The sequence below is a fragment of the Microbacterium sp. genome (genome assembly GCF_051953575.1).
Classification (GTDB): domain Bacteria; phylum Actinomycetota; class Actinomycetes; order Actinomycetales; family Microbacteriaceae; genus Microbacterium.
In genome coordinates, this window is the sequence record NZ_JBQCIP010000189.1 from 1 (window position 1) to 10,845 (window position 10,845).

Annotated in this window: 10 protein-coding genes; 8 read left to right on the forward strand and 2 right to left on the reverse strand. The window is 69.5% G+C overall.

Annotated elements, in window-relative coordinates; genetic code table 11:
- From ACTHNQ_RS11680 to ACTHNQ_RS11695, 4 genes are all read left to right on the forward strand, one after another.
- A partial coding sequence (locus ACTHNQ_RS11680; RefSeq protein ID WP_440333571.1) for a F0F1 ATP synthase subunit gamma occupies nucleotides 1-849 on the forward strand: 849 nt, incomplete at its 5' end.
- A gap of 25 nt (nucleotides 850-874) precedes the next feature.
- Nucleotides 875-2,335 carry a F0F1 ATP synthase subunit beta gene (gene atpD, locus ACTHNQ_RS11685; protein ID WP_440333573.1) on the forward strand — a complete coding sequence of 487 codons (1,461 nt, stop codon included), beginning with the start codon at nucleotides 875-877 and terminating at the stop codon, nucleotides 2,333-2,335.
- A gap of 2 nt (nucleotides 2,336-2,337) precedes the next feature.
- Entirely contained in the window at nucleotides 2,338-2,598 is a 261-nt protein-coding gene (locus ACTHNQ_RS11690; RefSeq protein WP_018172097.1) for a F0F1 ATP synthase subunit epsilon, read from the forward strand.
- 79 nt (nucleotides 2,599-2,677) lie between these two features.
- Nucleotides 2,678-3,427 (forward strand): YaaA family protein, encoded by a 750-nt coding sequence (locus ACTHNQ_RS11695; RefSeq protein WP_440333575.1) that lies wholly within the window; start codon nucleotides 2,678-2,680, stop codon nucleotides 3,425-3,427.
- 39 nt (nucleotides 3,428-3,466) lie between these two features.
- Here the strand turns inward: ACTHNQ_RS11695 and ACTHNQ_RS11700 are convergent, their stop codons facing one another.
- Entirely contained in the window at nucleotides 3,467-4,198 is a 732-nt protein-coding gene (locus ACTHNQ_RS11700) for a GNAT family N-acetyltransferase (RefSeq protein WP_440333577.1), read from the reverse strand.
- 74 nt (nucleotides 4,199-4,272) lie between these two features.
- Nucleotides 4,273-4,749: a DUF4282 domain-containing protein gene (locus ACTHNQ_RS11705; protein WP_018172100.1), complete on the reverse strand. Its 477-nt coding sequence runs from the start codon at nucleotides 4,747-4,749 to the stop codon at nucleotides 4,273-4,275.
- A 179-nt stretch (nucleotides 4,750-4,928) separates the two neighbouring features.
- Here ACTHNQ_RS11705 and ACTHNQ_RS11710 point away from each other — a divergent pair, with 179 nt between their 5' ends.
- From ACTHNQ_RS11710 to ACTHNQ_RS11725, 4 genes are all read left to right on the forward strand, one after another.
- Nucleotides 4,929-5,714 carry a large exoprotein gene (locus ACTHNQ_RS11710; protein ID WP_440333580.1) on the forward strand — a complete coding sequence of 262 codons (786 nt, stop codon included), beginning with the start codon at nucleotides 4,929-4,931 and terminating at the stop codon, nucleotides 5,712-5,714.
- A 106-nt stretch (nucleotides 5,715-5,820) separates the two neighbouring features.
- The gene (locus tag ACTHNQ_RS11715; protein WP_440333582.1) at nucleotides 5,821-6,804 is read left to right on the forward strand and encodes an aldo/keto reductase; all 984 of its coding nucleotides are present in this window, start codon (nucleotides 5,821-5,823) and stop codon (nucleotides 6,802-6,804) included.
- A 172-nt stretch (nucleotides 6,805-6,976) separates the two neighbouring features.
- Entirely contained in the window at nucleotides 6,977-8,710 is a 1,734-nt protein-coding gene (locus tag ACTHNQ_RS11720; RefSeq protein WP_440333584.1) for an ABC transporter ATP-binding protein, read from the forward strand.
- A complete protein-coding gene (locus ACTHNQ_RS11725; RefSeq protein ID WP_440333586.1) occupies nucleotides 8,707-10,770 on the forward strand; it encodes an ABC transporter ATP-binding protein in 2,064 nt (687 codons plus the stop codon). Before ACTHNQ_RS11720 ends, ACTHNQ_RS11725 begins: the two co-directional genes overlap by 4 nt.
- The last annotated feature ends 75 nt before the right edge of the window (nucleotides 10,771-10,845 follow it).

The window sequence follows — 10,845 nt, forward strand, 5'->3', positions numbered from 1 at the left end:
ACCAAGAAGATCACCCGTGCGATGGAGCTGATCTCCGCCTCTCGCATCCAGAAGGCGCAGGCGCGGGTCGCCGCCAGCTCGCCGTACGCCCGCGCCATCACGCGCGCGGTGTCGGCGGTGGCGACGTACTCCAACGTCGACCACGTGCTGACCACCGAGCCGGAGAAGATCGAGCGCGCCGCGATCGTCATCTTCTCGTCGGACCGCGGTCTCGCCGGTGCGTTCAACTCGAACGTCCTGAAGGAGTCCGAGAAGCTCGCCGAGCTGCTGCGCAGCCAGGGCAAGGAGGTCGTGTACTTCCTCGTGGGCCGCAAGGCGCAGGGCTACTTCAGCTTCCGGCGGCGTGCGTTCGAGCGGGTCTGGACCGGCAACACGGATGCCCCGGAGTTCGAGCAGGCCAAGGAGGTCGCCGACGCGATCCTCGAGTCCTTCCTGCGCGACGCGTCCGACGGCGGCGTGGACGAGATCCACATCATCTATAACCGCTTCATCAGCATGCTGACCCAGGAGCCGCAGGTCGTCCGCCTGCTGCCGCTGGAGGTCGTCGAGGGCGTCGAGGAGCCGGACCGCACGCAGGTCCTGCCGCTCTACGAGTTCGAGCCGGACGTGGGGACGGTGCTCGACTCGCTGCTCCCCGTCTACATCGAGAGCCGCATCTTCAACGCGATGCTGCAGTCCGCCGCCTCCAAGCACGCGGCCACGCAGAAGGCGATGAAGGCCGCGAGCGACAACGCCGACAAGCTCATCACCGACTACACGCGTCTCGCGAACAACGCCCGTCAGGCGGAGATCACCCAGCAGATCTCCGAGATCGTCGGCGGCGCGGACGCGCTGAGCTCGGCCAAGTAAAACGTCTACGAGAGAGATAGAAATCATGACTACCGCTACCGCCGAAGCCCAGGCTTCGACCGCGCAGCCGGGCGTCGGGCGCATCGCGCGCGTCACCGGCCCCGTGGTCGACATCGAGTTCCCGCACGATGCGATCCCGGGCATCTACAACGCTCTGAAGACCACGATCACGATCGGCTCCGAGTCGAGCGAGATCACCCTCGAGGTCGCCCAGCACCTCGGCGACGACCTGGTCCGTGCGATCGCGCTGAAGCCGACCGACGGACTGGTCCGCGGCGGCGAGGTGCGCGACACCGGCGCCCCGATCAGCGTGCCCGTCGGCGACGTCACCAAGGGCAAGGTGTTCAACGTCACCGGTGACATCCTGAACGCCGAGCCGGGCGAGCAGATCGAGATCACCGAGCGCTGGCCGATCCACCGTCAGCCCCCGTCGTTCGACCAGCTCGAGTCGAAGACCCAGCTGTTCGAGACCGGCATCAAGGTCATCGACCTCCTCACCCCGTACGTGCAGGGTGGCAAGATCGGCCTCTTCGGCGGTGCGGGCGTCGGCAAGACGGTCCTCATCCAGGAGATGATCCAGCGCGTGGCGCAGGACCACGGTGGTGTGTCGGTGTTCGCCGGTGTCGGCGAGCGCACCCGTGAGGGCAACGACCTCATCCACGAGATGGAGGAGGCGGGCGTCTTCGACAAGACCGCGCTCGTCTTCGGCCAGATGGACGAGCCGCCGGGGACGCGTCTGCGCGTCGCCCTGTCCGCTCTGACGATGGCGGAGTACTTCCGCGACGTGCAGAAGCAGGACGTGCTGCTCTTCATCGACAACATCTTCCGCTTCACGCAGGCCGGTTCCGAGGTCTCCACGCTGCTGGGCCGCATGCCCTCGGCCGTGGGCTACCAGCCGAACCTGGCCGACGAGATGGGCATCCTGCAGGAGCGCATCACCTCGACGCGCGGTCACTCGATCACGTCGCTGCAGGCGATCTACGTCCCCGCCGACGACTACACCGACCCGGCGCCGGCGACCACGTTCGCGCACCTCGACGCCACGACCGAGCTGTCGCGTGAGATCGCGTCGAAGGGCCTGTACCCGGCCATCGACCCGCTCACGTCGACGAGCCGCATCCTGGACCCGCGCTACATCGGTGAGGACCACTACCGCGTGGCCACCGCCGTGAAGCAGATCCTCCAGAAGAACAAGGAGCTGCAGGAGATCATCGCGATCCTCGGTGTCGACGAGCTCTCGGAAGAGGACAAGATCGTCGTCGCCCGTGCGCGCCGCATCCAGCAGTTCCTCTCGCAGAACACCTACATGGCGAAGAAGTTCACCGGTGTCGAGGGTTCGACGGTCCCGATCAAGGAGACCATCGAGTCGTTCGACGCGATCGTCAAGGGCGAGTTCGACCACGTGGCCGAGCAGGCGTTCTTCAACGTCGGCGGCATCTCCGACGTCGAAGAGCAGTGGGCGCGCATCCAGAAGGAGAACGGCTGATCATGCCGCTCAACGTCAGCCTCGTCTCCGCGGACGCGGAGGTCTGGTCGGGTGAGGCCTCGCTCGTCGTCGCCAAGACCGTCGAGGGCGAGATCGGCTTCATGACCGGTCACGAGCCGGTGCTCGCGATCCTCGCCGAGGGCCAGGTGCGCATCACCGAGACCTCGGGCACGAAGATCATTGCGAACGCACAGGACGGCTTCCTCTCGATGGAGGGCGACGAGCTCACCATCGTGGCGGGCAACGCCGCACTGATCTCCTGATCGCACTGCGACAGCCGCACTCGGCCGGTCCCTTCGGGGATCGGCCGAGTCGTTTTCTGCCGAGGGGACCGAGAACCACATGCTGATCCTGCTGCCGCCGTCCGAGACCAAGCGCCCCGGCGGCTCCGGCCGCCCGTTCGACGGGGAGCGGCTCGCGCTGCCATCGTTGACGCCGCAGCGCACCGCCGTGGTCGACGCGCTGGTCGCCCTGTCGGCCGACGAGGATGCCGCCGCACGCGTCCTGAAGCTCGGTCCGAAGCAGCGCGGCGAGGTGGCGGTCAACGCGGTGCTGCGCGACGCCCCGACGATGCCGGCGGTGCACCGGTACACCGGCGTGCTGTTCGACGCTCTGGATGCGGCATCGCTTCCGTCGACGGCGCGGCGGTGGCTCGGAGCCCATGTCCTCATCCACTCGGCCCCGTTCGGGCCTGTCGGAGCGCTCGACCCGATCCCCGCGTACCGGCTGGGCGCGGGGACGTCGCTGCCCGGTGTGCCGCCGCTGCGACGACTGTGGGCGGAGGCGGCGTCGGCCGCGATCGCGGATGAGCAACCGCGGTTCGTCCTCGACCTGCGATCCGAGGCGTACGTCGCGCTCGGGCCCGTGCCCGACGGCATCCCGACGCGGTACGTGCGTGTCGTCAGCGAGGGGCCGGACGGTGCCGTGCGCGCGCTCAACCACTTCAACAAGCACGCGAAGGGCGCCCTCGTGCGCCGCCTGGCCGAAGAGCGCCCGCGCATCGCGTCTGCCGCGGCATTCGTGCGATGGGCGGATGCCGTCGGTCTGCGGGTGTGCGAGACGCGGGCCGGTGAGCTCGAGCTCTTCGCCTGAGCCCTCGCCCGCTGCCGTCTGATCGGCGACGCACCCCGGCTAGGAGCCGGGCGTGCGGACCGCCGAGAACGTGTTGCGCCTGCGGAGGGCGAAGCCGAGGCGCTCGTAGGCGGTGATGGCGTTCACGTTGGTCGCTGCGGCGTGCAGCAGGGCGCGGTCGCCGCGCTGCTGGATGTGGAACGCGACGTCGAGGACGAGACGCGAGGCGAGGCCCTGCCGCCGGTGGTCGGCATCGACGGCGACCGCGCTGATCTCGGTCCAGCCCTCGGGGTGCAGACGCTCCCCGGCCATCGCGACGAGACGGCCCTCCCGGCGGAATCCGACGTAGCGACCGAGCTCGTACGTCCGGGGGCGGAACGGGCCGGGCTGGTTCCGCTCGACGATGGCGAGCATCTCGGGCACATCGGACTCGCCGAGCAGGACCGCTTCGGCGTCGGGGCGGGGCTGCAGGGCATCCGTCTCGACCAGCTGCACTCCGGCGCCCTGGCCGACGAGCTCCCAGCCGGCCGGAAGCCCGCCGTCGTAGCCCGACAGCCCGATCTCCGTGCCGGGACCGACGAGGTCGATGAGCGCGTCCCACACGCCGGGGTCGTCCCACGTGCGCACCGCGACGAACGGCGCCACATCCTCGGGATAGCGGCGCACCAGATCACCGCCGATCGCGAACCGGGCGTGCGGGCCGGTCAGGGCGTGCCAGGGAGCGTTGTCGAGCACGGTCGCGTCGGCGTGCGGTGCGTCCGAGAGGGCGGTGGCGGGTGCGGCGTCAGGCATCCGTCCACTCTGCGTCCGTGGGGTGAGGCGGCGCAACTCGGGCTGTCACCACGCGCCACACGCCGGCTCGGCCGTCAGTGCTTGGTGTGCTGGGCGGTGCGCTCGGTGTTCTCGGCGATCGCGATCAGGGCGACGACACCCTCGATGATGAACCTGAGCAGGATGATCGCGAGGAACGTCAGCACCGGCACGACGATGATCGTCGCGATGAGAGCGCTGATGCCGGCCCCGGGGTTGAACCACAGCATCGAGACGCCGCTCAGGATGCCGCCCACGAAGTACACGACGAATCCGATGCCGATCGCGATGAGTCCGACGAGGTAGAACACGCTCGCCAGCCGCCGCGTGATGAAGGTGCGGAACGACAGGTCGAACAGCGCGGCGAAGAACCCGCGTCCGACATCGGCGGCCTCGCCGACGACGGGCGGGACTCCGGTGTCGTCGGGATCGGCCCCGACGGGAGTCGACGTCGGAGGGTTCGCCGCGGCCGCAGCCGCGGACTGCTCGGGCAGCGGGGGAGGAGTCGCGGCGGACGGGGTCGGGTCGGTCATGTGCAGCCCTTCGGTCGGGTGATTGTGCTCAGGCTATCCACCGGTGCGCGGAGGGGCTATCCCCCCGTTGCGTCAGGAATGCTGACAGGAAGCTGAGAGCGTCGCTACCATGTGTCGAGCGGGGCAGCGGCCTCGCGGGCGTGCCCCACACGCCCCCCGTCTCTCTTGGAGGTCGCACCATGGATACGTACGACGACAGCGGGTACGGGAGCGTCTGGGCGTTCCTGATCCTCGCTCCGCTCTTCTTCCTGTTCGCCGTAGCCGCCTACATCATCGGCTCCTGGTTCCTCATGAAGATCTTCGAGAAGGCGGGGGTTCAGGGCAAGTGGCGCGCATGGGTGCCGTTCTACAACACCCTCATCTTCGTGAAGCTCGGTGACCTGAACCCGTGGTGGCTGCTGATCCTCTGGGGAGGCACGGTCGTCCTCGGGTGGGTTCCGGTCCTCGGCTGGCTCATCGGCCTGGCGGCGTTCCTGTACACGCTCGCCGCCGCGTGGCGCATCGGGCTGAAGCTGCAGAAGGAGGCCGTCTGGCTCATCCTCTACTTCTTCCTCGCCATCGTGTGGCTCGGCATCAACGCCTTCGACCGGTCGCGTTGGAACACCGCGATCCCGGCCGCTCCGTGGGCGGGCAACTTCCTCGCCGACAACACGGTGTGGTCCGGCATCCCGAGCCAGGTCCCCGCCGGCGGGTACCCGGCGAACCCCGCCACCGCCCCGGGCGCCCCGGCCGGGTATCAGCCTCCGGCCGGTTACACCGCACCTCCCGCGCCGCCCGCGGGCTATACGGCACCGCCGGCCCCGCCCGCGGCTCCCGGTGCCCCGGTCCCGCCTCCGCCGGCCGCCGCGCAGCCGCCGGTGACGCCTCCGGCTCCGCCGGCCGCACCCCAGCCGCCTGCCGCCACCGAGCCGCCGGCGACCGAGCCGCCGGCCGCGCCGGGCGCCCCTGAGGCGCCCAAGGAATGACACGAACCGAACAGCCCCTCGCCCTCGGGTGAGGGGCTGTTCCATTGCGCCGGGTGCCCGCCCGCGCCCGCCGGGACGCGACCGGCGACCGGGCTAACGTGGAGGCATGACCGCCACCGTTCCGCTGCGCCGCGTCGGCGCCTCCGGCCTCCTCGTGTCCGCTGTCGGCCTCGGCTGCAACAACTTCGGGCGCGAGGGCACCCGCACCGAGACGATCGAGGGCACGCGTGCGGTCCTGGATGCCGCGATCGACGCGGGCGTCACGTTCCTCGACACCGCCGACATGTACGGCGGGCAGCCGGGGCAGTCCGAGACGCTCATGGGAGAGGCGCTGCGGGGGCGACGCGACCAGGTGATCCTGGCGACGAAGTTCGGGCACCCCGGTCGCGACATGGGCTACCCGCTGTCGGGTTCCAAGGGCTCGCGGTCGTACATCCGGCGGGCTGTCGAGGCATCCCTCACCCGCCTGCGGACGGACTGGATCGACCTGTACCAGCTGCACGTGCCCGACAACGACACGCCGATGGAAGAGACGCTCGATACGCTCGGCGACCTCGTCCGCGAGGGCAAGGTGCGCTACATCGGGCACTCGAACTTCTCGGGCTGGCAGATCGCCGAGGCGCATTTCACGGCGCTCATGCGCCGCGGCATCCCGTACATCTCGGCGCAGAACCAGTACAGCCTGCTGTCGAGGGGTTCCGAGCGCAACGTGCTGCGGGCGGTGGAGCGCTACGGGCTCGGGTTCTTCCCGTACTTCCCGCTGCACAACGGGCTGCTCACCGGCAAGTTCACGCGCGACGACGCCCCTGTCGACTCGCGCATCATGCGTCAGCGCGCGCATCTCTACTACGAGGCGCCCTGGGACGCCCTGGAGGCCTACCAGTCGTTCTGCGACGAACGAGGCATCACGATGCTGCAGGCGACGTTCGGCTGGCTGCTGTCGCATCCTGCGCTCTCCAGCGTCATCGCCGGCGCCACCACGCCCGAGCAGGTTCGGGCGAACGCCGAGGCGGCCACCGCGTGGACGCCCACCGAGGCCGATCTGCAGCTGCTGGACGGCCTGTTCCCGCCGCCGGAGGCCGCGGCCTGACGCGTCCCGCGGCGACCTCGGCACGCTCGCCGGAGTCGCTGCGGAGGCCGCTCGCGGGGCGCCGCGCAGAGTTCGCCGACGGCGTACGCGGCGGGTTGTCGGCGACGCGCGCGCAGGCGTAGCGTCACTTCTCGTGCGCGGTCTGCGACGCCGCGCGCCGGAAAGGACCGCCGTGCTCGGGAAGCTCCTGTGGCGATATCTCCGCCCTGCCTGGCTGCTCATCATCGCGGTGGTGGTGTTCCAGCTGGCCCAGTCGATCGCGTCGCTGTGGCTGCCGACGCTCAACGCCGACATCATCGACCAGGGCGTGGTGCAGGGCGACATCCCCTATATCTGGCGCACCGGCGGCGTGATGCTGCTCGTGAGCCTCGCTCAGGTGGTCTGCTCGATCATCGCGGTGTACTTCGGCTCCCGCCTCGCGATGGGGATCGGGCGCGACATGCGCGGCGACCTCTTCCACCGCGTCGTCGCGTTCTCGCAGCGAGAGGTCGGGCAGTTCGGTGCGCCGTCACTGATCACGCGCAACACGAACGATGTGCAGCAGGTGCAGATGCTCGTGCAGGTGTCGGCGACGCTCATGGTCTCGGCCCCGATCCTCGCGATCGGCGGCGTGATCATGGCGATCCGGCAGGACGCCGGGCTGTCGTGGCTCATGGCGGTGTCGATCCCCGTGCTGCTCATCATCGTCGGGCTCATCGTGACCCGCATGGTGCCCGCGTTCACGCAGATGCAGAAGCGGATCGACCGCGTCAACCAGATCATGCGCGAGCAGCTGTCGGGCATCCGCGTCGTCCGCGCCTTCGTGCGCGAGCGCGAGGAGCGCACGCGGTTCGCCGGGGCGAGCGACGACGTGAAGGACACGGCGCTGCGGGCCGGCAACCTCATGGCGCTGATGTTCCCCGCCGTCATGCTCGTGATGAACCTGTCGAGCGTCGCGGTGATCTGGTTCGGCGCCTTCCAGGTGCAAGAGAACGGGGTGCAGATCGGCACCCTGTTCGCGTTCCTCAACTACCTCATGCAGATCCTCATGGGCGTCATGATGGCGACATTCATGTTCGTGATGATCCCGCGGGCCGCCGTGTGCGCGAACCGCATCGGCGAAGTGCTCGAGACCGAGCCGTCGGTGTCGGCGCCGGCGGTGGCGGCATCCGCCCCCGCTCCCGCGGGTCGCGTCGAGTTCGACCACGTCGACTTCGCCTACCCCGGTGCCGAGGATGCCGTCCTGCACGACCTGACCTTCGTCATCGAGCCCGGCACGACCACCGCGGTCATCGGCTCGACAGGCTCGGGCAAGACGACCCTGGTGAGCCTCGTTCCACGGCTGTTCGACGTGACCGCCGGCGCGGTGCGCGTGGACGGCGTCGACGTGCGGGAGTACGACCCCGACGAGCTGTGGACCCGCGTCGGCCTCGTGCCGCAGCGCGCCTTCCTCTTCTCGGGCACCGTGGCCTCCAACCTGCGCTACGGCGACCACGACGCGACCGACGAGCAGCTGTGGGAGGCGCTGGAGCTCGCCCAGGGCGCCGACTTCGTGCGGGCGATGCCCGACGGGCTCGAGTCGCAGATCGCGCAGGGCGGCACCAACGTCTCGGGCGGTCAGCGGCAGCGCCTCGCGATCGCGCGGGCTCTGGTCAAACGTCCCGAGGTCTATATCTTCGACGACTCGTTCTCGGCGCTGGACCTGCGGACGGATGCGGCCCTCCGGCGTGCGCTCGACACGCACCTGCCCGACGCGACGCGACTCGTCGTCGCGCAGCGCGTGTCGACCATCCAGCACGCCGACCAGATCGTCGTGCTCGACCACGGCAGGATCGTCGGGATCGGCGTGCACGACGACCTCGTCGAGACGTGCGAGACCTACCGCGAGATCGTGGAATCGCAGCTGGCGGCGGAGGCGGCGGCATGAGCGGCACACGCAGCGCGGCGCCCGCGCGGCCGATGGGTCCTGGCGGAGGCCGCGGCCCGTTCGGCGGCGGTGCCGGAGTGCCCGCGGGCAAGGCGCAGAACTTCGGACCCAGCGCGAGGCGGCTGCTCGGCACGCTGCGCTCCGACACGCCCCGGCTGATCGGCGTGCTCGTGCTCGGCATCCTGTCGGTCACGCTGTCGGTGATCGGCCCGAAGCTCCTCGGCGAGGGCACGAACATCGTGTTCGCCGGCTTCATCTCGCTCCAGGTCCCCGCGGGCATGACGAAGCAGCAGGTCATCGATCAGCTGGTCGCCTCGGGCAACCAGGATCAGGCGAACATGATCTCGGCGATGGACTTCGTGCCCGGCGCGGGGATCGACTTCGACCAGCTCGCGTGGGTGCTGTCGGCCGTTCTCGCGGTGTACCTCTTCGCCAGCGTGTTCGGGTGGCTGCAGGCCCGCATCCTCAACGGCATCGTCCAGCGCGCGATGCACCGGCTGCGGCTGCAGGTGGAGGACAAGATCCACCGCCTGCCGCTGTCGTACTTCGACCGCGTGCAGCGGGGCGAGCTGCTGAGCCGCGTCACCAACGACGTCGACAACATCGGCCAGACGATGCAGCAGACGCTGTCGCAGCTCGTCATCTCGCTGCTGACGGTCATCGGCGTGCTGGTCATGATGTTCCTCATCTCGCCGCTGCTGGCGGTCATCGCCCTCGTCACGATCCCGGTGACCCTGCTCATCACGGTGCTGGTGGCGCGACGGTCACAGAAGCTGTTCGTGCAGCAGTGGGCGCACACCGGCGTGCTCAACGCCCGCGTCGAAGAGACGTTCTCCGGCCACTCGATCGTCAAGGTGTTCGGCCACCAGCAGGAGGTGGAGGCCGACTTCCTCCGTGAGAACGAGCAGCTGTACCGCGCGAGCTTCGGGGCGCAGTTCCTGTCGGGCGTGATCATGCCCGCGATGATGTTCATCGGCAACCTCGTCTACGTCGCCATCGCCGTGGTCGGCGGTCTTCAGGTGGCGGCCGGCCTCATGACGATCGGCGACGTGCAGGCGTTCATCCAGTACTCGCGCCAGTTCACGCAGCCGCTCAGCCAGCTCGGCTCGATGGCGAATCTGCTGCAGTCGGGCGTCGCCAGCGCCGAGCGCGTGTTCGAGCTGCTCGACGAGAAGGAGCAGACGGCCGACGACGAGGATGCGCAGACCGTCGCAGACTCTGCGAGCCGGCTGGAGTTCGACGACGTGTCGTTCCGGTACGTCGAGGACAAGCCGCTGATCGACGGCCTCACCCTGGCGGCGCGCCCGGGGAGCACCGTGGCGATCGTCGGCCCGACCGGCGCAGGAAAGACGACGCTCGTGAACCTCATCATGCGGTTCTACGACGTCGACTCGGGGCGCATCACGCTCGACGGCGTCGACACGCTGCACATGACGCGCGACGACCTGCGCCGGCGCACCGGCATGGTGCTGCAGGACACGTGGCTGTTCGCGGGCACGATCCGCGAGAACATCCTCTACGGACGCCCCGGGGCGTCGGAGGAGGAGCTCGTCGCGGCCGCGACCGCCGCCTACGTCGACCGGTTCGTGCACGCCCTGCCCGACGGCTACGACACGATGCTCGACGACGAGGCCACCAACCTCAGCGTCGGCGAGCGGCAGTTGGTCACGATCGCGCGGGCCTTCCTGGCAGACCCTCGCATCCTCATCCTCGACGAGGCGACATCGTCGGTCGACACGCGCACGGAGCTGCTGATCCAGCGCGCCATGTCGCGCCTGCGCGAGGACCGGACGGCATTCGTCATCGCCCACCGGCTCTCGACGATCCGCGACGCCGACCTCATCCTCGTGATGGAGAACGGGGCGATCGTCGAGCAGGGCTCGCACGATGAGCTGCTCGCGGCCAAGGGCGCGTACTGGCGTCTGTACAACGCGCAGTTCGAGGGGGCCGTCGACGAGGACGAGCCCGTGGCCGTCGTCCCGGTGCCGCTCGGCCCGCCGCCGACGACGGCGCAGATCGTCGTCGACGCACTCGCCGAGTCCGAGGATGCGGTCGAGTGACCCACTAGTATGTGATGACGCGGGGCCGCCCGGTCTCGATGCCGTCGATCGGGAGGACAGGGCGTGCCCGAGGTC